The sequence below is a fragment of the Corynebacterium sp. HMSC061H03 genome (genome assembly GCF_001838215.1).
Lineage (GTDB): Bacteria > Actinomycetota > Actinomycetes > Mycobacteriales > Mycobacteriaceae > Corynebacterium > Corynebacterium jeikeium_D.
Genome location: NZ_KV836090.1, coordinates 7,714 through 30,047, shown reverse-complemented (window position 1 = coordinate 30,047; position 22,334 = coordinate 7,714). Strand labels below are relative to the sequence as shown.

Here is a 22,334-nt window from a genome sequence, read left to right as displayed (position 1 = left end):
ACTCGTCGTTAAGCAGCTGCCTGCGCCCGCACGCGACTGGGTTTGTACCAGAGGTAGATTGCGTAGCCCAGGCAGGTGAAGAAGAGCACGCCGCCCATGATTCCCTGCATGTTGCCGTAGAACCACTGCCCCACGCCCGCAGCATGGCCGAAGTCGTTGCCCACGAAGACCTTGTACGGCGCCCACCAATGGGCGATCATGAACAAGGTGCCGACAACGATGTTCCCGATCTCGCGGACGAAGAGCACCAGCGGCACAAAGACCATGACAATCGACCAGTGGTGGCTGACCGCGTACGGTCCAGCAAAGCTGACCGCCAGCGCGACGAAACCGAGGGCTGCGACCTCATAGCCATCGCGATGGTAGACCCACGCCACGAAAGCGGCAGCGATGGCGCCAAAGAGGAAGAAACCGTAGATGCCAATATCGAGCGCAGTGCCCTCCACCCCGGCGCGGGCGAGCAGACCACTGAACGCCTGGTTGGCCTCGTAAGCCGGGGCGCCACCGCGGTTGCCGGCGAAGAACTCATCGGTCCAGAAGTAAATCGACTCTTTAAAGCGCACGGCGAAACCAATGGCGACGGTCACCAGGAACCAGCAGAAGCTCTTGGCCACGGCCGCAAAGTCACGGCGCATGAGGAACACCAGCGCATATGCCGCAGGGGTGATCTTGATACCCGCCGCGATACCCACGCCCAATCCACGTAGCTTCTTGGGCAAAAAGCCCAACACATCGGAGACCACCAGCAGCGCGAGGAAGACGTTGATCTGCCCGAAGAGCACGTTAGCGCGCAGCGGGTCGAGCAGCATCACCACCCCGAGCAGGCAGGTAGCCATCAGCTTCGGACACTCAGAGCCGAGACGAGTGAAGACCATCCACAGCATCGCCCACACCGCCGCCAGCGTGGCGAACGTCCAGATGATTTGCAGGGTGACCGGCCCCGCCCAGGTCAGCGGGTAAAACAGCAGCGCTGCAAACGGTGGGTAGATGAAGCGGAAACCCGATCTGGTGGGAAACTCTGGGGAGTAGAGATCCTGGTCTCGTCGTAGCGCCCAGCCGGCGTCTTGGAAGACCTCGAGGTCCATCATGTAGGCAGTTGCCGCAAGATAGATGAAGTCGATGACAACGACCAGCGACACCAGCCCAAATACAATTGCCAAGATCCGTCTCTGCATGACGGAAAGCGTCGAGAGTCTGTCCATGAGCATGATTCGACACTACCGCACAGTTCTTCCTACTCAGGCCTTAGAGTGGGAGGTATGTTCGTGGAAAACTATCGCAAGGTTCGCTCCGAGATCGACGACGCTTGCCGACGAGCCGGGCGTCAGCCCTCCGAGGTCCGTCTGCTGCCCGTCAGCAAGACTGTGCCTGTCGACGCCCTGGTGGAATCCTGGCCGGAGCTCGCGGCAGCCGGCTGCGCTGGCCTGGCGGAAAACCGCGTCCAGGAAGCGGTGGCCAAGGCGGAGGTATTCCGGGAGGCCTTCAGCGAGAAAGCACCACATATGGCCATCATTGGTCCACTGCAGACGAATAAGGCAGGCCATTTAGTCAGCTGTGCTGATGAGTTTCAGGCGCTGGACCGACCGAAGGTGGCCGGAGCGCTGCAGCGCCGCTTGGCTGATTCCGAGCGCACACTTGATGTGCTGATTCAGGTCAATGTCTCCCGCGAGCCGCAGAAGTCGGGCCTGGCGCCGAGCCACGCAGCGGAGTTTGTCCGCATGTTCGGCCCCGATGGCGAGTACCCGAACCTGCGCCTGCGCGGGTTTATGACCATCGCGGCCCAGAATGACCCGAATGTCCGCGAGACATTCGCGGAGCTGCGCGATCTGCGCGACAGTCTGCTCGGGGATTTGCCGGAGGGTGTCAGCCTCGACGAACTGTCGATGGGTATGTCCGGCGACTACCGCGAAGCCATCGCCGAGGGAGCGACCACCGTGCGTGTGGGACGCGCTATCTTCGGTGAACGCTCGTATAAAAAATAAAGGTAATCAAATGAAGGTAATCTCGGTGCCATGAGTTCTGATGTCTCCCCGTGCTCCCGTCGTCGTTTCCTCCTGGGAACTGCCGCCACTGCAGCTGGCGCACTCGTAGCCGCTTGTGCACCAAAGTCTGCGGTGGAGAAAGTTGACGCTGCCGACATTCCGGTTGGCGGCGGTGTGGTTATCGGCAATTACGTCGTCACGCAGCCGGAGGAGGGCAAGTTCGCCGCTTTCTCCAGTTCGTGCCCGCACCAGAATGGTCGCATCACTGAGGTCAGCAATGGTGTGATGATTTGCCCGAACCACAACTCCCACTTTGATATTGCTACTGGTCAGGTTGTTTCTGGCCCCTCACGTAAGCCCGCTGGCCAGGCTCCGCTGTCGGCCGATGGCACTGAGCTGATTGTGGGTCAGAAGTAGATTCCGGAAGCAGATTCATGGTCGGCGGGTTCAAGGCCTAAGAGATCTAGTCCCGCCGGTGCCAGCTGGAATCGCAGCGGGCGGCGGCTCGTGGGCATTGCCAATCCTGCCGCCTCTAACTCGGCGAGATACTTTCGCGCTGTCCGCTTTTCCTTGCCGACGGTGTCAGCGACGTGTTCGAGCTTGATTCCATATTCGGGTCCGAACAACCGACCCTGTGCCAGGACGTATAGCGTGCCAATCTCGTTTCCTGTAAGCGACACAGGCAGCACCCGCTCGGGCGAGTTAGATAGCTCAGCTATCCGCTGTTCAAGCCTTTCGCACTGGTAAGACTTCATCTGCAGCTCTTCCAGCAAATACTGCTGTGCATTCAGAATGACATCAGCCATCGCCTCGACGAAGAAAGTGACTTCGCTCCGGTTCATTGGGTCTTCCGTAGTGGTAAAAGCCTTGTAATACTTCGTTTTATCCTCAGCGAGTTGGCGGGAAATAGTCAGCGCAGTTGCGGTCGAGAGTGCCTCCCGCAAAGCCACGGACAGTAGAAAACGTCCCATCCGGCCGTTGCCGTCATAAAACGGGTGAACGAATTCGAACATGAAATGGCTTGCCAAGATTCGAATCAGCCGATTGTCCTCTGCGGAATTCACCGTTGCCAGGAACTCATTGAGGAGTTGGTGAATGGCAGCTTCGCTTTCAACACCTCGATGAACCTGTTGTTGCCCATCGGTAATCGTGACCGTTGCTGCCCTGAAGAGCTCACCGTCTAACTCATCTTCGGCGGCAATCTCATCGCCGAGAAGCTGATCGTACTGCTGACGGATTTCTGTGAGCGTTGTCGGAAACTCAATCCGCTCATCGTTGGCCAACCGGAAATAGAGCTGACTGAATTCATGGAAGCGCTTGTACTGGGTTCCCGAAGTGTTGTCCAACGCCTCCGCGACTTCTCGCCGTGTGGAGTGGATTCCCTCAATTTCATTGGTGGCTACCACCTCGGCCAGGAGCAGATTGAAAAGATAGTGAGTCCGCGCTGCACCCGGCAGACGATTCCACAACTGTGAGATCTGTAGCTCTAGAGACAGAATCTTTTCAATCTTGGCCGCGAGATCGCTTGTAATGCAGCAAAAGAGCGGCCACTGCCCCAGCGGAAAGTGCCACTGAATCGTCGACGGGGAGTCTTTGCGTGACTGGTATTCGCCTTCCACTGTCTGTTCCGCATCATGTGCGGACATGTGGAAGATCCTCTTAAGCGGATAGTGCTTCACGGCGAGCTCCCTTCTTTCCCCGGTGTTCTTTACATGATGCTTTTTACATATAGTGCCCTAAAAACTAACCCTTAATGTAAAAAATCACTGTTTTTTACATTAAGGGTTCTTTACGCGGTGCCTAAATGCGCTATGTTGCCGATATTGCCCCTACCGCCGCGGCTTCAGCCCCGCCACAGCACAGGCACCCGCGATGAAGGACAGTGCTGCCAGCCACGGAATCAGCCCTGCCCACTCGAAGCGGCTGAACACCATGCCGGAGACCCAACCGACAATGGACGAACCCGCGTAGTAGCTGAACAGGTACATCGATGATGCCTCGGCGCGGTCGCGCTGGGCCACCAGCCCCACGCCGGACGAGGACAGGGAGTGCGCCACGAAGAACGATGCCGTGAACACAAGCACGCCCACAACCAATGCGGGCAGCCACGGCAGCAGCGCCAGCCCCAAGCCCACGCACGCGGCCAGAGTCGCAATGGCGATGAGGCGACGGCGGCTCACCGTCTTCGCCCACACGCCCGCGCGTGCCGACGACCACGTGCCCGACAGGTAGAGAATAAATACGAACCCTGCCAGTGCCGGGGAGAGCCCGAACTTATCGCCCAGTCGGAAGCCCAGGTAGTTGTACAGAGAGACAAACGACCCCATAAACAGGAACGCCAGGGCGCACAGCGCGAGAATGCGCGGGTCGCGCAAGTGCCGCGCTATGGCCTGCCCCTCCCCCGCAAACGACAGCTTCTTCGGCTTAAACCTGCGCTGTTGCGGCAAGAAGTACCAGGTCAGAATGGCGAAGATGAACGCCACCGTCGCCGAGACTGCAATTGCCACCCGCCAGGAGGCGAACTCCAGCACAATGGACGGAATGATACGGCCAAGCAGGCCACCGACCGTTGTGCCCGAGATGTACAGCCCCATCACGCGACTGACGTGGTCGGCATGAACTTCCTCACTGACATAGGCCATAGCCACTGCGGGAACACCGGCAATGACAATGCCCTGCAGCAGGCGCAGCGCAATCATCGAACCGATGCCCGGCGCGATTGACACCACGAGCCCCAGCAGCGTTGCCACAAATGCGCTGATGACGATCACGCGCCTGCGTCCAAAGCGTTCGGACAATATGGACACCGGGATAATCGCACAGGCCAGACCACCGGTGGTGGCGGATACTGTCAGCGCGGCGGTGGCTGGGTCGACCGATAGCTCGTCGGAAAGCGTGGGCAGTAGCACCTGCGTTGCGTAGAGCGCTTGGAACGATGCCAGTCCGGCGAAAAGCACAGCGATAAGCGCGCGGCGGAATCCGGGATCTTCTGGCCGTAGTCCTTCGATCTGTTCGGGGTTTTCGTTAGCGCTAGTCACTTGTCCTACGTTAGCCCTCCCTCTAAACCCCTCGCTGAATACACCAAACCAAAAAACCTTTTTAATTCGCCCGCGGTATCGCTTTCGTTTTATTAGTTTCGTAGGCATGACTACTTCTTCCGCACAGCCACAGGGTCGCAATCACGACCGCAAGTACGACATTGTCGTCTACGGTGCCACGGGTTTCGTGGGCCGCTTGATTGTGGACTATCTGGCTAAACACGCCGGTCAGACAAAGGTGGCGCTCGCAGGCAGGAACGCCCAGAAGCTTGCCGACGTCGCGGAGAACGCAGGCGTATCGGACTGGCCGGTCATCGTTGCGAATGCCGCCGACCAACAGGCGGTGGCTCGGCTTGCGGCCAGCACAAAGGTGGTGTTGACCCTTGTTGGACCGTACGCAAAGTACGGCCGCACCCTGGTGGCCGAGTGCGCCAAGGCCGGTACTCACTACGTCGACCTGTGTGGCGAAGTGCTGTTCGTCCACGACTCCATCGAGAACAACCACGAGGTAGCGAAGCAGACCGGAGCGAAGATTGTCCACTCCTGTGGCTTCGACTCAATTCCCTCCGATGTCGCTGTCCGCGAGCTCCACGAGGCGGCCCACACCAAGCTCGGTGAGACGACCCTGCTGTTCAAGCACGTCAAGGGTGGCGTTTCCGGCGGCACTATCGATTCGGTCCGCGTTCAGCTTGAACAGGCCAAGAAGGATCCCAAGCTGCGTCGCATCATCGCCGATCAGTACGCGCTGGCTGAGCCGGGACCCGACCAGGGTAAGTTCGGCGTCGACCTGCGTCCGGCGCGCTTCCGCCGCCACTGGCGAGCCCCCTTCTTCATGTCGCCTTTCAACACCCGCATTGTTCAGCGCTCGGCGATGCTGGCGGATTACGGTGATTCCTTCCGCTACCGCGAGCTACTCAATGTCGGCCGCGGTCCGAAGGCTTTCGTGCGCGCGAATGCTTTCGCGGCTGTCTGCAGGTTGGCGCTGGCGGCGATGGCATTTGGGCCGACGGCCAAGCTCATTGATAAAAAACTACCGAAGCCGGGCGAGGGCCCGAGCGCTGAAGCACAGGCCGAGGGCCGCTTCACCATCGAGGCCTACACGGTCGACACCTCCGGTATTCACTGGCGTTCCAAGGTGTCTCTCGAGGAAGACCCCGGGTACGCAGGCACCGCGATTATGATTTCCAGCGCTGCCCTCGCGCTCGTCCACGACGATCTGCCGGACACCACCGGCGTGCTCACTCCTACCGTCGCGCTTGGCGACGCCCTGTCCCGCCGTCTCCGCGCTGGCGGCATGACCATTGAGGCGGTGCAGGCTCGATGATTGGTGGCCTGACCGGTGCTTTTGCGAATCTCACCCGCGGACCGAAGCTGCCGAGTGTAGGTGGTGGCCGTGCGTTAGTGACCGGCGCTTCCTCCGGCATCGGCTGGGCATGCGCGGAGACACTGGTCAAGGCCGGTTTCGAGGTCGTTGGCACGTCCCGCAGGGGCGCCGATGCGCCGCACCCCGAGGGCGTGCAGATGGTGGCGCTCAACATGTCCAGCGCTGACGATATCGCCGCTGTGGTCGCTCATGGGCCTTACGACGTCGTCGTCGCCAACGCCGGTGAGAGCCAGTCGGGCGCTTTCGAGGAGCTACCCCGCGAGGCGCTTGAGCGTCTCTTCCAGGTCAATGTTCTGGGGCAGGTGGAGCTGTTACAGCAGCTGCTGCCCGGCATGCGTGAGGCTGGTCGTGGCCGAATTGTGCTGGTTGGTTCGATGCTCGGCGGGTTACCGCTGTCCTATCGTTCTTCCTATGTGGCGACTAAGGCCGCTATCCGCGGCTTTGGGCTTTCGTTGCGGGGTGAAGTCGCGCAGTTCGGTATCGGCGTGACCGTTGTCGAGCCGGGTGCCATAAACACCGGTATTTCTGCACGTCGGACGACATATAGCGATGAGGGTTCCGTTTACGCTGCTGATGTCCACCGCATGCTGACGAAGTTGAATGCCAACGAGGAAGGGGGCATTCCCGCTTCCGAGATTGCGGAGGTAGTGATGCGCGAGGTGGCCGCCGAACGACCCTTGGCCCTGGTGGCGCGGGGGTCGTCGGCAAGCGTGGCGGTGCCCTTCATGCGGCGGATCCCGACGCAAGCGATGTTGACCATCATGCGCCGGGTGCACGGGCTGCGGTGAGTTAATCGGCGTGCTATTCAGCGATAGCGCGCATCTCGACGGCCTGCGCACACGCCTCCGCGGCTTCGTGGGCTAGGTTGATGGCCTCTTGCTCATCTGCGACTTGGACAATCCAAAAAGCCGACGGGAACGTCATCGCGTTGTAATACGGCAAATCGCTATGTGAACCATCCGGCAGCACCGTCATGGCATCCTCCGGCGGTACCAGCCCGCCGGACATAACCCAGTGGCCTTCGTCCTGGAGCTTCTGATTGAAGCGTCCAATCCGTTCAAAGGCAGCGTGCATTTCCTCATCAGAGTCATACGCGTTGATATCTCTGCGGCCATGGACCGTGAAAAAGTACTGCACACCAAGCTCCTGGGTTTCGTTTTGCTAAGTGTAACAGATTGAGTGGGGATGGAACCGGGAATTTGTGAGGAATTTAGAGCTTTGGTTGAGCGTTTTTGCGGCCAGGGCCTAGTTCTCCTGTTGCGCGGCGGCGGCTCGCTGTGCCCTAATCTCCGCTACCTGCTGCTTGCGGGTATTGAAACCCATGCGCCACGGGGCGGCTAGACCTGAGTCGGGGGCATGCGGGTTATCGCGCCAAGATTTGCCCTCGTTGTAGGCCTGCGCGCCCTCACGGTATGCGGCGGACTGCTGAGAAAAAGTTGGATACGGCTGTTCGTCAGCCTGCCTGGCCTGCGCACCGACCGATTTCATTCTCGCGCGCAGTTCCTTGATTTTGCTCTTCACCCTTTCGTCATGCTGTTCCTGCTGCTCTGCGATCTCAGCGAGTGCTTGCTGCTCGGTGATGGGGTCGAACGAGTCTTGGCCTGCCTTGTCGTAGGCTTCCTTAGCGCGCGGGGTGCGCTCCCAATCACGCAAAGACGGATTGTAAACGCACCAGTCTTCCTGACCGTCATCTTTGTAGATACTGCCGCTGTGATCCCAATACCTTGTCATGCGTTTACCCTCCTGAGTGTTTTTCATGGGTGTGACTACGCCGTTAGGTACAGGGAACCCGAAGGCGACAGAACCTACACTAACCTCTCCGCAGCTTCCGCCAGGCCCAATCAACAATCACGAAGCCAACAAGCGTCACACCGAACAGTGGTGCAACCACCGAGTAGGCAATCAGCAGCGCCACAACGGCCGCTGCAACTCCCGGGCGAATGTCCCGCCAACGCGTCGGCGCCGGGAGCCTGCCAGGGCGGCCACCTCGACCACGTCCAAACCACATGGCGTAACCGCGCACAATCATCGCCACCAGAGCGACACCAATCAGTGCCAGGACCAGCTGATTCACCCAACCGAACAGGATGCCCATGTGCGCGTTGATCAGCCATTCAGTCAGCTTCGCCGGCAGCGGCCAGTCCGCAAAGTGAATCCGATCGACCATCGCTCCGGTCGAGCCGTCAACGGTGACGGTCTCAATACCCATCCGCCATTCCTCGCGGGCTTCCTTGGCCATCCACACCGTGCCAGCTTCCGGTGGTGTCAGTTCGACTTTCCCGGACAGGCCCTCGGCACGTGCGAGGTTCATAACGCTATCCGCCTCTGACCAGTCATAATTCGCTGGTGCAGTCGCAGTCATAGCTGGTTTCGGCGCGTACCAGTCCATCGTCTCGCGCAGCTTTGCGATGCCCGTTCCAGCCACCCACGACCACGTCAGGCCGGTGACAGTCAGGAATAAAAGTCCAACGCTAACCGCCACGCCAACATTCGCGTGACGACGCATATGATGTGCCCTCTTACTTGTTCCCTGTGTCCGCTTACGACGCGAACGATCCCACCAGAGCCAGAGGCCACCAATAGCCAGTGCGCCCATCCAGGATGCTGCCGTCTCGGAGTAGAGGCGACCAAAGTTGCTATCAATCCAGAGCCTGCGGTGCCCTTCCGAGATCCACGCCCGCAGTGGCAGCGCCGCCGAGGAACCGTATTGCACCAGGTCACCCTTGATGCTCAAGTCGCCTGGGTCAACGAACACCGCATGTCGGTAGGACTCCGACTTCAGCTGCTCGTCATTGAACATGACTCGCGTTGTCTGCCCCGGCTTTTCCGGGACCTGCACTGCGGTCGCCGGCAGGTCAGGGTGCACGCGCTGCGCGACCTCAACCTGCTTTTCCAGTGGTTGTGCGGGAAGGCTTGATGTTGCAGTTAGTTCTTCGTGGTAAACCACCTTTTCTATGCTCGGGGCGAGGGCATACGCCACGCCTGTGATAGCTGCAATAACAAGTAGTGGCGCAACGAGGATGCCTGCAACGACATGGATTCGGTGCAGTAATGCTCGTGGCCCACCATTTTTCTGAGTCTGTGCGACGGGGTTTGCGGCTGGCGTTCCAGCGGCATCGCCTGTGGCTATTGAAGTCATGCCTTATTAGTCGGACGAACTGCCCCAGTTGTTCCCCAGCAAGCTCACTTTTATTACTTCCAGGGGTAGCCATTCGGCCACGCGCCTCGTTGTCGGCCACCTTGTGCGCAACTACCCGTCGTTAAGCACGCGTACCCTCGTAGACATGGCTTATCCAGACGTGTACCACGCCGATGACAACCGCTATGAGACAATGCCGTACAACCGCTCCGGCAGCACGGGGCTGAAGCTTCCAGCCATTACGCTGGGACTTTGGCATAACTTTGGTGATGACCGACCGCTCGAGACGCAGCGTGAAATCCTGCGCACCGCGTTCGACCACGGCGTCACACACTTCGACCTCGCCAACAACTACGGCCCACCGCAGGGCTCTGCGGAGGCGAGTTTCGGTCGCATCATGGCCAAGGATTTCGCTCCTTACCGCGATGAAATGATCATTTCCTCCAAAGCCGGTTGGTACATGCAGGATGGTCCCTACGGCTTCGGCGGCTCGCGGAAGTACCTCGTGGCCAGCTGCGATGCCTCGCTGAAGCGCATGGGCCTGGATTATGTGGACATTTTCTACCACCACCGCCCCGACCCGGATACGCCTATCGAGGAAACCGTCGCCGCCCTCGACTTCCTCGTCCGCTCCGGTCGCGCGCTCTACGTCGGCGTGAGCTCCTACTCCCCCGAGCTCACTCGTCGCGCGCAGAAAATCGCCCGTGAGCTGGGCACACCGCTGACCATTCACCAGCCGAGCTACTCCATGTTCAACCGCTGGATCGAGGACGAACTGCTGGCAACCTGCGCCGACGAAGGCATGGGTGTCATCGCCTTTTCCGCGCTTGCGCAGGGGCTTCTCACCGACCGCTACTTGGATGGCGTGCCGGAATCCTCGCGTCTCGGGGCGCACAAGATGAACTCGGGGTTCCTCAACGACGACACGCTCACCGCCATCCGCGAGCTCAACGCCATTGCTTCACGACGAGGCCAGTCCCTGGCACAGATGGCCATCTCGTGGGTGCTCCGCCGTGACGAAGTGACCTCCGCCCTGATTGGCGCATCGTCGGTGGAGCAGCTGAAGAACAGCCTCGGCGCCCTGGAGGCTGCGCCGTTTAGCGATGAAGAACTCGCGGAGATCGACAAGTGGGCCGTCGACCGCGGGATTAATCAGTGGCAGGGCGCTACGGAGTCTGTGTAGGGAGCTCATCGAGCGCCGGCAGCACATACTCAATCAGCTCATCAATCTGCTCTTCCGCATCCCGCTTCGAGGTACGAAAGTTGATGCTGACGTGGTTGATACCGAGCTGGCGCTGGGATTGCAGCAGTTCAATGAGCTTGTTGCGGCCAAGGCGGTACCCGAAGTGGCCACCCTGCGCGGGGGCGTCGGGGTCTTCATGCAGGTCAATCCACAGTGATTCCAAGAAGGGCTTGAACACGCCCTCGCCGCACTCCTGGGCCACCGCCTCCTGCCAGTTGGCGATGTTTTTCTTCTGCATCTCCAGGCCTTTGTGGTACATGAACCACCCGTCGGTATGCGCGGCCTTCCACTCCAGGCTCTGCTGACAGGAGCCGGTGGCCAACAGCGGAACTCGGCGGGCCAGCGGCTTGGGCACCACATCGGATCCGCCCATCTTGCCCTCGGACCACCGGATAGGCCGGTAGCTAGTGCTCAGGGCCTTTTTATAGACCTCGATATGCTCGCGGAAACGCTCACCCCGCTTGCCTTTGTCCTGGTTAAAGGCGGGAAACTCCTCGGGTCGGTCCCCAGTGGCAACGCCGAAGAGGAAACGACCGTCGGAAAGCCTGTCCAGTGTGGCAGCGCGCTTGGCCATCACCAGCGGATGCTGGAAGGGCACGACGACTGCGCCGGTGCCGAGCGCGATATCGGTGGTGTGTGCGGCGATGTAACTGAGGTACATCCAGGGGTCGTAGACCTGGCCGACGTCGCCGAATGTTTCCACGCGCAGCGGGATGTCGCGTGCCCACACCGCCGCGATGCCTGCGCGTTCGACTTTCTGAATCAGCCGAATCTGGTTGCTCAGCGCGTCCTTGGGCTCGGCTTCGGCGTCCTGCTCGATGGGCAGGCTGAGCCCCACCGTGAGTCGGCCCGGCGCGAATGTGCGCTGGTAACCGGGTAGTTCGTCGATGGGCTTGTCCGAAAGATCAAACAGCGAGCTCATGGTGCTCCACGGTAGTACAGCTCGAGGTGCGGCACTCGTCGTTAAGCTGGAAACATGCTTGAGGATGTCATCATCGTCGGTGGCGGCCAAGCTGCCCTCGCTACCGCCTATTACTTGCACAAACGCGGCATTGATCCGCTCATTCTGGACAATCAGCCCGCTCCCGGCGGCTCCTGGCGCAATGTCTGGCCCTCACTGACGCTCTTTTCCACCCCGGACTTTTCCAACCTTCCGGGCATCCAGATGCCCAATTATGACGGTTTCCCGCCCGCTTCCCACGTGATTGACTACCTCAACTCCTACGAAAAGCGCTACGAACTGCGCGTTCAGCGCCCGGTCGCCGTCACGCACGTCTCCCACGACGGCACCTTCCACCTCACCAGCGATGCTGGCGACTTCGAATCCCGCCAGCTCATCGCAGCTACCGGCAACCGCCCCTTCGTCCCGCACTACCCCGGCGCGACCCCCGCAAAGCAGTGGCACTCGGCCAACTACCCAGGTCCCGAACCCTTTGCAGGCTCCCGCGTCGCCGTGGTCGGCGCAGCGAACTCCGGTGCTCAAATTGCCGCTGAACTGTTGCTCGCCGGCATCGATGCCGCCTGGTACACCCGCCACGAACCTCGCTGGATGCCCGACGACGTCGACGGCCGCGTCCTGTTCAAACGCAATCGTCAACGCGCACTCGCCATCGCACGTGGCGAACCCGACCCCGGCCCCTCTGACACACTCGGCGACATCGTCGTCCTACCGTCCGTCCGCAAGGCCCGCGACTCCGGCGCACTCACCTGGACGCCCATGTTCTCTTCGCTTGACGACGTCCACGCGGACCACCTCATCTGGTGCACCGGTTTCCGCCCCGCGCTCGGCCCCTTCCGCAGCGTTGCCCCTGACTTCATCGAGTTTGTCGGCTACGGCGACTGGGTTGGCCCCGGTGCCGCCACAATCATGGGTGTTGGCCCCTTTGCTAAGCGCGCGGCCGAGCGAGTGGCTGCCCGTCTGTCAGCATGACCTGCATCAGCAGCATGTCTAACCAGTGCCCATATTTCGTCCCGACCTGCGGCAATAGCCCAACGCGCTGAAAGCCATACTTTTCGTGCAGGGCAATCGATCTCGCGTTGGCGCCTTCAATCGCCGCAACCAGAACATGCTTTCCCGCCTCACGAGCAGCATCAATAGTCACCTGAAGGAGCTGCCCACCAATGCCCCGACCCTGGAAGTTTGGATGCACGTAGATGGAGTTTTCCACCGTGTACTGAAACCCGTCGAAGTCACGGAAATCGCTAAAGGTGGCATACCCAGCGACTTCGTCGTCAAGCGTGGCGACGAAAACCGGGTAGCCCTTGTCCCAGTGTGCCTCCATCCATGCGATGCGATCCTCCGCGCTGACGGTGTCATCGTTCCAGATGGCGACGGTGTTGATCACGGCCTCGTTGTAGATCTCCGCGATTGCTGCGGCGTCCTCCCGCGTTGCGTGCCGGATGATCACGGTTTTGCTCCCCACTGCCTGCGCTGTTTTCTACCTCGCCCAAATCGAACTTCGGTCAAACAGTAGCAATCTGGGACTTCTAGCTAGATATCCGCGTCTGATAGGGGTTGAAAATCCCAAAGTTGACAGCCCCGCTAGCTAAACGGTCTTAGCGATATCTTCTCCGACCGATCTCCCCTGGCGAATTAAAACTCACATCCTGCCAGTGGGACGCCTGCTGCCATGCGTATGATGTACGCAAGGTAACGTGGCCTTTCATTGAAGATTTCTATAGACGGTGGAAAGTTAGGCTTTCCTTTTTGACGTCACGTTACCACTCGTCTACGAGAAGCTGGCCCGCACCAATCACTCGTTGGTAAACGGCAGAAATCGACCGCTACCCCGGCTCGCACTGGAAATAAGACATCAGGGTGCACAAGACTCTTCTAGCTACTTTCTATAAACCGTTGAAAGTATGAAAACACTGGCATTCCCAACCTTGCTAGATTGGGGTTACGACGACACGTCTTTGATTACAAACCCAAAGGATAACGTCGGACTCATTTCCCCGAATATTCTCCCAACAGCTATTGACCACCTTTTTAGGAGGAACCGTGTTGACCTATTCCAAACTCTCAGAAGCGTGTTCACGTGGCGGAGCCAACGCCTTGACATCGGTCACCGATTTACAGCCTGCGGCAGGAACACACGCGTCGGTGGCTCCCGCGAAGTTCGTTGACCGGCAAGAATCGGTTTTCGCTTTTGAAACCCGTTACATCGACGGTGAACCGCAGACTGTGGTGATAATTGATTCAAAGCAGTCCGCCAATAACCGTGCTGAGTTGGCTCTCGCACACGACATTGAAGCAGGAAACAGGGTTCTTTCTCGCATGCCACGTATGCGTGTGACCTACCCAAGTGGGGAGGAATTTTCCGACCTTCAGCTTCCCCACCGGTTTGCTGATGGTCACCTGCGAGCAGCCACGATTGATGGAGTTGAAGCAACAAAGCACCCTGCTTATAAAGAAGTCCGCAATGCCACCACGGACAACATCACAGCGCTGGTTAATGCTGCTCCAATCGCCGCCGTCTTCGGTGCCTGGGACTCCACCCGCCCCAAGGGGCAGCTACGGCTTCCCAGTGCCCTTGTTGGCGAAGTCATCGGTGTCCTGGCAGACCAGGAATGCAGCGGTAAAGAGCAACAATCACTACGAGGTGGAGCACGTGTCGATCCGCTAGCGATGAGCGTGCGCCTCACTCCGACTGATGCCCAAAAACTGGTGGATGCGCAACGCGATGAGCTAAGCCCGAATCTGGTTGACAAATTTGAAAATCAAGTCAAGAAAGCCAAAAAAGGTGAACTCATCTCCGCATCACCCCTGGGTCTAGGCGGAATTCCTCCCACGCTCGAATCTCTCGGTGGAGTCTCATGCCGCAACATCATTCGTTCGTGGGTTCTGAGCTTTGCAACGCTACGCCAGCTACGTTTCGGTGGCACGGTGGAGCAGGACATTTCCGGCCGTGCCCTCCTAGCTGCTCTCGGTGTCGCACTCATAGCTCGAGCCGAAGAAGAGTTATACCTTCGAGCCAACTGCCACCTAGTTGAATCCGGAGTTCCTGTGGTCACTCTGGACAAGCGCTTCGGAGAAACCGAGAATCTCAAACCCTTCACGGTGGAAGCCTCTGACGCATTGCTTGCAGAAGCTCTGGACAAGGCTACTTCTGCCGGTGTCGTTGACTGGCATGGACAGGTCCTTGAATTCCAGGGAGACCCAGTAATCCTGAGCGGCGCTATTGAGAAATCCGAGGCATAACCATGGAAACCACCACGCTTGCTCTGCGTGTGCGGTTCCTCAGAGGCATCTATCAAGGGCATTCCCCCGACAAAAGCCCTGAACTTATGCCTCAGCCAGCACGTTTACACTCTGCATTGCTCAATTCTGCAGGCAGGGGAACAGCCGCTATTCGCACCGCAAAAGGGTTCTTACGTCCCTCGGAAGAATCGATTACTGCTCTCAAGTGGCTGGAACAGCACGCCCCCGACGGCATCGAGGTGCCTGAACATCGCTGGCTTGATCCTGCGCACAGAAGATTCATCTACCGCAATGTCAGTTCTGTGAACTTTAAGCACCGCACAGAAGAACGTGCAATTTCTGACGGTGTGACAGTCGCCTCCCACTTTGGGTTCATGTGGAACAACGTCCCGGTGAGAATCGCTTCAACTATCGAGGATCTTACGGGGGACATTGCCTACATCGGCGAAGCCGAAAGCATCGCGGTTGTCGAGCCGGGCGAAGTCACTCCAACACTAGTACTCGATAAGACATCTTCCCCCTTTAAGCGAGGTGGTCTTGGGTTGGAGTGTCCTTCACCAGGTCGCACAGCTTATCTTCTCAATCAATTCGAGAATCTACGCAAACAGAAGCCCCCCAAAACCGAGAAGTACAGTAAGTCCGAACTTCCAGTTGCTCCGCCGGTGCCCCGAGAGTTCATTACTCGACATCGCTATGCGGGTGTCAAACAGCAGCCGACCACAGGGCCGTGGATGCATGTCGTTTTCCTTGGTTTGCCGGGAGCCGAAGTCCCAATTCACCTTAGGGTGGAACTGGCGAAGGTAGTCCACCGGGCAATTGTTGCTGCCGTAGGCTACGGTACCTCCCCCATGATTACCGGCAAGTACCCAAAGTCCCTATCGAATCGACCGGCAAATCATCTTGCCGTGCATTATCTACCCCGCGTAGAAGCGAAACGTTTCGGTTATGACCACGGTGTGGTCATGCTTCTTATTCCCCGCAGTGCAGAGGAGCTAGATTTGAAGCAGTTGACGACGGCGCTGCCCTCTGTAGCCAAGAACGGACTATGGTCACGACGGTTAGGCAAACGGAAAGTGACCTTTAATGGACATTCCGTTCCCGCCACTGATTTTTGGCCAGAACCGGAAACAGGAATGAAACGTTTATGGTTTACCGCTACACCAGTGGTGCCCGATACGCGCCCGGTAAGCGAGCAAAAACTGGGGCGGAGATGGAATCTACGTGACGCCGGGCTCTTGTCTGTTGCATTCACATTCAAAGATGACCTCGAATTCTCTGGTCGACACGAAACGCTTTATTTGAACGCACGTGACACCGCACACCAACTAGGGTGCCGCATCCTAAAGGCGAAGACGGTGGCCGGGAAACCTCGCGACTACGCGCACACCATGCCGAAATCCGTAAGCATTCAACCATGGTCCGGCATCGTTGATCTCGGAGGCCTACACCCGGAAACTGGCATGGTCGCTATCGGGCAGTCTCGGCACATGGGTGGCGGCTTACTTGTACCGCACGACGTAAAGCTCGAGGAGTATACGCGACTCATGGAAGGAATGCGGGATGTCTGAACAAACCGTGAAAAGATCACGCTTCGCCGAGTTTTTTGCTGCTGTAAACAATGGACACACTCCTTTTACCTGGCAAGAAGAATTACTCGGCTACATCCTTGACCATGGAGAATGGCCACGTCAGGTGACGGCTCCCACTGGGGCCGGGAAATCTGCGGTTGTCGATATTCATATCTTCGCTAATGCGGTGGCATCGGCTGATGGACCTCGGATTCCTCGCCGGCTGCACACCGTGGTCAACCGTCGCGCTCTTGTTGATAACCAGGCGGATCACGCGCAGCGCATCAAGAAATTACTACAGATGGCGATGAAAGGGGAGACCGAAAACCCAATCCTCCAGGAAGTAGCTGAGGCACTGTGCAAGTTGCGGGGAGACTGCGATGACACTCCGCTGGAAGTGGGTCATTTACGAGGAGAGCTTCCCACAAGGACTCTCCCACTTGAGGAGCTGTCTGCGTGCAGTGTAATTGCCGCGACTCCAGATATGTGGGGCTCTCGCCTGCTGTTCCGCGGCTATGGTTCAAGCAAATACGCTCGGCCGAGAGAAACCGCCTTGGTCGGGATGGATTCGGTTGTTGTCGTTGACGAGTCCCACCTAAGCAGACAGCTGGTAGCCACTGCACGTAGGGTTGCCCAGCTGCAACGACGGGAACAGCACATCGGTGTGCCAACACTGCAAGTTACGGAAACCTCTGCGACAGTAGCCACCGATGAGGATACCGCGGCAACAGTTGCTGTACGCGCACGGGAACTATCGGGCGACTGCGATGCTTTGCTGCGCAAGCGTTTCTTCGCGAACAAAAAGTTCACATACGTACCGGTCAATCGGTGGGACGGGCGCCCAAAAAACTTGCAAGTTATTAATACTGCAGTCGAACATGCTCAGCGCCTCCACAACACACATGGCGCCACTGTCGGCATCATAGTGAACCATATAAAGACCGCCACTTCCATTGCCTCTACGTTGCGAAAAGCAGGTCTCACGACCTTGACCCTTGTCGGACGAATGAGGCCATGGGACCTTGAGCAGCTGCGTAAGAAACACCCAAATGCCTTCACCGTAACCGGAGACTCAACGGTGGATGTCATTGTTGCCACACAAACGCTTGAAGTAGGCATAGATATAAGTTTTACATCCCTTGTCACCGAATTAGCTCCCTCTTCATCGCTTGCGCAACGGTTCGGGAGAACTAACCGGCTCGGTAAATATGACAATGCCGACATCATCGTTATAGGTCCGCCAATAGATAAAAAAGTCACCAAAGATGCACCGCCCTATTCCGCTAGCGACATGTGCTCCGCAAGGCAATGGGTAGAAAAACTCGAAGAGGCAGGATCTGCGTCTCCCGCTGTCCTGGAGAAGATTCCACCTCCTCCCAGCGAACTGTCCAGGGTAGTCGAGCAGCGAATTGAACTAGCTGACCTTGATTTCTTATCCCGAACTTCTGACCCTCTTGTCGCGGAACCAAGCCTGGAGCTTTGGCTGCGCGACAGTCTGGAAGATGACACAAAGGCACTAGGAATTGTTGTGCGCGACAATCTTCCGACTGATGGCATAGCAACCCTCGAACTTCTGAAGGAGTTTCCCCCGTTTGCGGAGGAAGTCTTCCCCGCCAAGTTTTCTGAGATTCGAAGTATCCTCCAACGTGATAGAAACTTGCGGGTATTTTTATACCGTGACGACGATGTTTTCACCTTTGACGCATCTGAGGACGGATTAAAACCGGGTGACATCATCATCGTCGACGAAGGGCTACGTTTCACAACTGAATTTGTTGTTGATGAACACCCGTCAGATGACCCCCCACGTCAGGTGGTCATCGACGACGCCTCGCGCCCCCTAATAAAAGTGCACTCACCGAGTGACAGCGAAGCAGAGAAAAATATATTCCGCCAGCTCGTCAATTTAAATTCCTCTGAGGCCGCAGAAAAACTCGGCGTGGATATGCAGAACTGGGAAGTCGTCTTGTCAAAGACGATAGTCGACTCGAATCGCCGTGATGCCGTTGCCTGGTACGCCCTGAAGCCCCTGGTAGCAGTAGGTTCAGAGATTTTGCAAGAGTGGACACCGTCTACCCGTGCCGTCTTTTTGAAGGAACATCAGAAGGAGGTAGCGGAGCGTGCCCGGCTCATTGCAGATTCACTTGGAATCACAAATCCTTACGCTGAACAGATCGAGCGGGCTGCACTGCACCACGACGATGGTAAATCTGACCCACGATTCCAGGCGATGCTAGGCCGTATCAAGGACGAAGCGGAACTTGCGAAAAGTCGCGAACGGACAAAACAAGAGGTGCACCGGGCGCACATGCTCAGTGGGCTACCCGCAGGGTGGCGCCATGAACAGTTGTCTGCACTACTACTCGCACAAAAACACGGATTGGCCTCTGACAATGAAATAGCACTGCGAGTAGTCGGGACGAGCCATGGGCGAGGAAGACTGAGTTTTCCTCACGTAGGTGCAGAAATTCTTGATGAGGAAAACGATGCCATTTTGCGTGATATTGCTGAGCACTTATTCACTACAGGTGGTTGGGACTCGTTGATTATGCGGACGAATCGGAAATACGGCCATTACGCGGTGTCTTTCGCTGAGGCAGTTGAACGTGCTGCTGATGCCCAGATCTCGAAGGAGACGAAGTGACGCAACGCATGTTAATTGCCGGAAATGTGTCAAGCGCGTTGACACATTTCGCGACCTATGGCCTAGCTCTTCTCATTGACTCAGATATTGATGGCGCTGAGTCACGTGTCTTTTTTACCGAAGAGGCCTACCCACGAGCAATTCTTGAAATTGATGGATGTGCGCCACCCGATGTTGCAACGGCGTTGCGTGCTATTGCTCAGCGCTGGGCGGACCGAAAATCCTGGGCACAGGCAACAATGGAATATCCCGATGGAAAACAAACCGTAGCGCGATCACCTTTCTCGCCGCGCATCAAACAGTTCGGCGATTCTTTAGTCTGGGAACGACACAGTTCATTTCGCAACAACTACCTGGATTCTTTATCCACTGATTCCATGGCTCTCCAATTCATCCAAGGATTAGGTGAAGCAGCGTATTGGCGTCAAGAATCCAATTCCCCGCGGCCCGACGAGGGAGCTTCGCGATGGGAGATGAAAACACGTAACCACGGGCAAGAATTTATCGTCCATCGCCTGGCACCGTTAGTAACCGAGTTAGCCGCGTGGCCTGTGGAGCAGATTCTAGGTGGCCTCGAAGGCAAGATTCTCAATGATGTTATCGGGAAAAACAAAGCCGACTCGCGCAGCGCATCAGGGTTTACCGCCCCACGTCCGACAGATAATGCATTGGCTTTCGCTGCTTTACTCGGAATGAGTATGGTGCCACCAATCCGGAATATCGATGCGCTCAGCGTAACCCCAGGAGCCTATCCACAAAACATCACACATCCTAACTGGATGGTGTTGCCAGTCCCCACAACTCCGGTCACAAGCGAACGGCTGCGCAGCATACTGCTGTCAAAGCAGCTCGATGAAGTAGCCAAGTCTGTGCTCGAAATGAACGGTAATCGACTCAGCGCACCCGAGGCTGGGAAAATCTGGCTACGTAATCGTGGCGTGCCTGCCGTGGCGGTCTTTTCCATTCTAAAAGCCGGCAGCGCTTCTGCACCTGAACGCCAAGTCCTCAACGGAAACCTGGTGGTCTTATGACTCTTCCCGATACCGAATACCTACCAATCAGCCTTGTATGTCACACTGTATTTTGTCCGCGACGAACATGGCTCGAAGCCAATGGTGAGAAGACGGATACCTATCAGATGGAAGCAGGATACTCGGCCCATCGTCGAGTAGATAGCCCAGGGCAATCGCGCCCCAACGAACTGCGGAGTTTAACCCTGCGCTCAGATACACATGGGCTGGTTGGCAAAGCGGACCTCGTCCATACAGATGACGTCTCCGTACGCCTGGTTGAGTACAAGGCAACGCCCCTTCGAAAAACTGCCACAGTGACCCAAGCTCAAAAGGTGCAGCTTGCTCTTCAAGCATTGTGCCTCGAAGAAAGCGGGTTCTTGGTTTCCGGTGCCTCAGTCCGATTCACGAATCACAACCGAACCATCCCGGTGGACCTTTCCAGTCACCTCCGTGAAACAGCGCTTGATTACGTGGCCCAGACACAGGAAATCGTCGAGTCAAGGAATGCTCCTGCCCCACATATCGATGATGCCCGCTGCAATTCATGCTCCCACCTATCAGTATGCCTCCCAGACGAACGTCAGCAGAAAACAGTGCGGCGGCGTATCCGCGCTGCCGATTCAGGTGGTCAGCTTCTGCACGTTACGGTCCCTGGTAGTCGTGTCTCATTGTCCCGTGGTCGAGTTCGCATTTCTAAGCACAAGGAAGAGTTAGCGACGGTCGCCACCGAACAAGTCGACGGCATTGTCGTCCACGGCAACATTGATATTTCTGCAGCATTACTTCGTCAGATGCTGTGGCGACGAAACCCTGTAGTGTGGTGTTCTTCTACAGGACGTGTGTATGGGTGGTCGCAACCAGCCGATGGCCCCAATGGTGCTTCGCGAATGAGACAACACGTTCTTTTTCAAAACGGTTATCTCCCAATTGCCCAGAAAATGATTTTTGCCAAGTTACAAAACCAGGCAACGTTTCTACGAAGGAATTCCCGTACAACACCCGATACAACAATTTTGCGTGAGTTGGCTCGCGCTGCATTGGAGTGCACCGACATAAACCAACTATTTGGGATTGAAGGAGAGGGCGCTAGCTACTACTTCTCGAATTTTGGTGGATTAGTCAAAATACGCGCAATGGAGAAATACTCCTTCGAATGGGTTGGTAGACACGGTCGAGGTGCAACAGATCCCATCAATATTCTGTTGAATTATGCCTATGGAATGTTGACGGTCGAATGTATCCGTGCGCTTGTCTCGTGCGGACTAGATCCCCATGCCGGTGTTTTACACAGTAGTAGCCGAAACAAACCGGCTCTGGCACTTGACCTGATGGAGGAGTTCCGACCAATCGTCGCTGATTCAGCCGTCATTGGGATGTTGAATAAGTTGGCATTCCCGCTACGCGGATTCAGTAGGAATGGTGAGGCTCTAAGGCTTTCCGATGATGGCAGAAAGGCCATAGTCCGATCAATTGAAAACCGTCTTGAAGAAGAATTCACGCATCCAACATTTGGATACAAAGTGACATGGCGTCGAGCCATCGAAGTACAAGCACGAATGCTGCTCGGAGTCATCGATGGAACGCAACCGTCGTACAAAGGTATCGTGACACGCTGATGCGAAAAGACACCCGTCGCACCATCATCGCCTACGACATCCAGAATGATCGGAGGAGAACAAAAGTAGCCAAGACGCTAGAAAGCTACGGTGATCGAGTCCAATACAGCGTCTTTGTTATTGATATCCACCCAGCTGCGCTACTTCGTCTCAAAGGGGAAGTACGTAAGATAATAAACGACCGGGAAGACTCAATCCTCTTCTGTGACTTGGGGCTAGTCTCCCACCTCAGCGAAACTCACTACTCTTACCTCGGGCAAGAACGCAAGGTTACCAGCAGTGGACCGTTAATCGTCTAGCGAGCATACCTTACTCTCCAACAATGATGGTGGATGCTCGCCTCTCAAAACATGCAGGCAAACACTGTTTTTCCGACTCTTCCACATGTTGAAATGCCGTGCCGTCGAAAGCCAGAGGTAGGATACTCGTAAACCTTCTTGAAAAACCTGTTCAGCGGGCTATATTTGAGGGGGCTGTTGCTGCCACTCCGGTGGCAGCCTTTCATT

At 57.2% G+C, this 22,334-nt stretch carries 20 protein-coding genes; 12 read left to right on the top strand and 8 right to left on the bottom strand.

The features are described from left to right. Positions 1-8 precede the first annotated feature (8 nt). Positions 9-1,175, bottom strand: coding sequence for a glycosyltransferase 87 family protein (locus HMPREF2787_RS10635; protein ID WP_224792251.1), 1,167 nt, complete (start codon positions 1,173-1,175; stop codon positions 9-11). 84 nt (positions 1,176-1,259) lie between these two features. On the opposite strand from HMPREF2787_RS10635, the gene HMPREF2787_RS10630 reads away from it, so the two are divergent. Both HMPREF2787_RS10630 and HMPREF2787_RS10625 read left to right on the top strand, forming a co-directional pair. Next, entirely contained in the window at positions 1,260-1,982 is a 723-nt protein-coding gene (locus tag HMPREF2787_RS10630) for a YggS family pyridoxal phosphate-dependent enzyme (protein WP_070859227.1), read from the top strand. 30 nt (positions 1,983-2,012) lie between these two features. Beyond that, entirely contained in the window at positions 2,013-2,399 is a 387-nt protein-coding gene (locus HMPREF2787_RS10625; RefSeq protein WP_016421777.1) for a Rieske (2Fe-2S) protein, read from the top strand. Here the strand turns inward: HMPREF2787_RS10625 and HMPREF2787_RS10620 are convergent. Together HMPREF2787_RS10620 and HMPREF2787_RS10615 are read right to left on the bottom strand one after the other, a co-directional pair. Continuing rightward, the gene (locus HMPREF2787_RS10620) at positions 2,390-3,628 is read right to left on the bottom strand and encodes a Fic family protein (protein WP_246824310.1); all 1,239 of its coding nucleotides are present in this window, start codon (positions 3,626-3,628) and stop codon (positions 2,390-2,392) included. The two genes, HMPREF2787_RS10625 and HMPREF2787_RS10620, sit on opposite strands and share 10 nt — an antisense overlap. A gap of 183 nt (positions 3,629-3,811) precedes the next feature. Beyond that, positions 3,812-5,020, bottom strand: a complete 1,209-nt coding sequence (locus tag HMPREF2787_RS10615) for an MFS transporter (RefSeq protein WP_070859225.1) — start codon at positions 5,018-5,020, stop codon at positions 3,812-3,814. 106 nt (positions 5,021-5,126) lie between these two features. Here HMPREF2787_RS10615 and HMPREF2787_RS10610 point away from each other — a divergent pair, with 106 nt between their 5' ends. Beyond that, entirely contained in the window at positions 5,127-6,344 is a 1,218-nt protein-coding gene (locus HMPREF2787_RS10610) for a saccharopine dehydrogenase family protein (RefSeq protein ID WP_070859224.1), read from the top strand. After that, the gene (locus HMPREF2787_RS10605; protein WP_070859223.1) at positions 6,341-7,192 is read left to right on the top strand and encodes an SDR family NAD(P)-dependent oxidoreductase; all 852 of its coding nucleotides are present in this window, start codon (positions 6,341-6,343) and stop codon (positions 7,190-7,192) included. Before HMPREF2787_RS10610 ends, HMPREF2787_RS10605 begins: the two co-directional genes overlap by 4 nt. A gap of 13 nt (positions 7,193-7,205) precedes the next feature. Here the strand turns inward: HMPREF2787_RS10605 and HMPREF2787_RS10600 are convergent, their stop codons facing one another. From HMPREF2787_RS10600 to HMPREF2787_RS10590, 3 genes are all read right to left on the bottom strand, one after another. Further along, on the bottom strand, positions 7,206-7,541 hold the full coding sequence (locus HMPREF2787_RS10600; RefSeq protein ID WP_038627170.1) for a YciI family protein: 336 nt from the start codon (positions 7,539-7,541) through the stop codon (positions 7,206-7,208). Between the two features lie 108 nt (positions 7,542-7,649). Continuing rightward, positions 7,650-8,135 (bottom strand): hypothetical protein, encoded by a 486-nt coding sequence (locus HMPREF2787_RS10595; protein ID WP_049193396.1) that lies wholly within the window; start codon positions 8,133-8,135, stop codon positions 7,650-7,652. A gap of 79 nt (positions 8,136-8,214) precedes the next feature. Continuing rightward, positions 8,215-9,543 (bottom strand): PepSY-associated TM helix domain-containing protein, encoded by a 1,329-nt coding sequence (locus HMPREF2787_RS10590; RefSeq protein WP_070602196.1) that lies wholly within the window; start codon positions 9,541-9,543, stop codon positions 8,215-8,217. A 145-nt stretch (positions 9,544-9,688) separates the two neighbouring features. On the opposite strand from HMPREF2787_RS10590, the gene HMPREF2787_RS10585 reads away from it, so the two are divergent. Then, positions 9,689-10,726 carry an aldo/keto reductase gene (locus HMPREF2787_RS10585; protein WP_070859222.1) on the top strand — a complete coding sequence of 346 codons (1,038 nt, stop codon included), beginning with the start codon at positions 9,689-9,691 and terminating at the stop codon, positions 10,724-10,726. On the opposite strand, the gene HMPREF2787_RS10580 is transcribed toward HMPREF2787_RS10585, so the two are convergent. Beyond that, positions 10,710-11,708: an LLM class oxidoreductase gene (locus tag HMPREF2787_RS10580; RefSeq protein ID WP_049193400.1), complete on the bottom strand. Its 999-nt coding sequence runs from the start codon at positions 11,706-11,708 to the stop codon at positions 10,710-10,712. The two genes, HMPREF2787_RS10585 and HMPREF2787_RS10580, sit on opposite strands and share 17 nt — an antisense overlap. A gap of 54 nt (positions 11,709-11,762) precedes the next feature. Here HMPREF2787_RS10580 and HMPREF2787_RS10575 point away from each other — a divergent pair, with 54 nt between their 5' ends. Continuing rightward, the gene (locus HMPREF2787_RS10575; RefSeq protein WP_070859221.1) at positions 11,763-12,716 is read left to right on the top strand and encodes an FAD-dependent oxidoreductase; all 954 of its coding nucleotides are present in this window, start codon (positions 11,763-11,765) and stop codon (positions 12,714-12,716) included. On the opposite strand, the gene HMPREF2787_RS10570 is transcribed toward HMPREF2787_RS10575, so the two are convergent. Continuing rightward, positions 12,673-13,194 carry a GNAT family N-acetyltransferase gene (locus HMPREF2787_RS10570; RefSeq protein WP_070859220.1) on the bottom strand — a complete coding sequence of 174 codons (522 nt, stop codon included), beginning with the start codon at positions 13,192-13,194 and terminating at the stop codon, positions 12,673-12,675. The two genes, HMPREF2787_RS10575 and HMPREF2787_RS10570, sit on opposite strands and share 44 nt — an antisense overlap. A 647-nt stretch (positions 13,195-13,841) precedes the next feature. Between HMPREF2787_RS10570 and cas7u the strand changes: the two genes are divergently transcribed. Genes cas7u through cas2 form a run of 6 tightly spaced genes read left to right on the top strand, consistent with a single transcriptional unit; the run spans position 13,842 to position 22,127 of the window. Next, entirely contained in the window at positions 13,842-14,987 is a 1,146-nt protein-coding gene (cas7u, locus tag HMPREF2787_RS10565; protein WP_083326709.1) for a type I-G CRISPR-associated RAMP protein Csb1/Cas7g, read from the top strand. A 2-nt stretch (positions 14,988-14,989) separates the two neighbouring features. Continuing rightward, positions 14,990-16,555, top strand: coding sequence for a type I-G CRISPR-associated protein Csb2 (gene csb2, locus HMPREF2787_RS10560; RefSeq protein WP_083326704.1), 1,566 nt, complete (start codon positions 14,990-14,992; stop codon positions 16,553-16,555). After that, complete coding sequence (gene cas3u / locus HMPREF2787_RS10555) at positions 16,548-19,199, top strand: type I-G CRISPR-associated helicase/endonuclease Cas3g (protein ID WP_070859218.1); 2,652 nt, start codon at positions 16,548-16,550, stop codon at positions 19,197-19,199. The genes csb2 and cas3u overlap by 8 nt, the downstream gene beginning before the upstream one ends. Next, the gene (locus HMPREF2787_RS10550; protein ID WP_083326703.1) at positions 19,196-20,230 is read left to right on the top strand and encodes a hypothetical protein; all 1,035 of its coding nucleotides are present in this window, start codon (positions 19,196-19,198) and stop codon (positions 20,228-20,230) included. The genes cas3u and HMPREF2787_RS10550 overlap by 4 nt, the downstream gene beginning before the upstream one ends. Continuing rightward, complete coding sequence (locus HMPREF2787_RS10545) at positions 20,227-21,828, top strand: CRISPR-associated endonuclease Cas4/Cas1 (protein WP_070859217.1); 1,602 nt, start codon at positions 20,227-20,229, stop codon at positions 21,826-21,828. The genes HMPREF2787_RS10550 and HMPREF2787_RS10545 overlap by 4 nt, the downstream gene beginning before the upstream one ends. After that, the gene (gene cas2, locus HMPREF2787_RS10540; protein WP_371441152.1) at positions 21,738-22,127 is read left to right on the top strand and encodes a CRISPR-associated endonuclease Cas2; all 390 of its coding nucleotides are present in this window, start codon (positions 21,738-21,740) and stop codon (positions 22,125-22,127) included. Before HMPREF2787_RS10545 ends, cas2 begins: the two co-directional genes overlap by 91 nt. Positions 22,128-22,334: the final 207 nt, after the last annotated feature.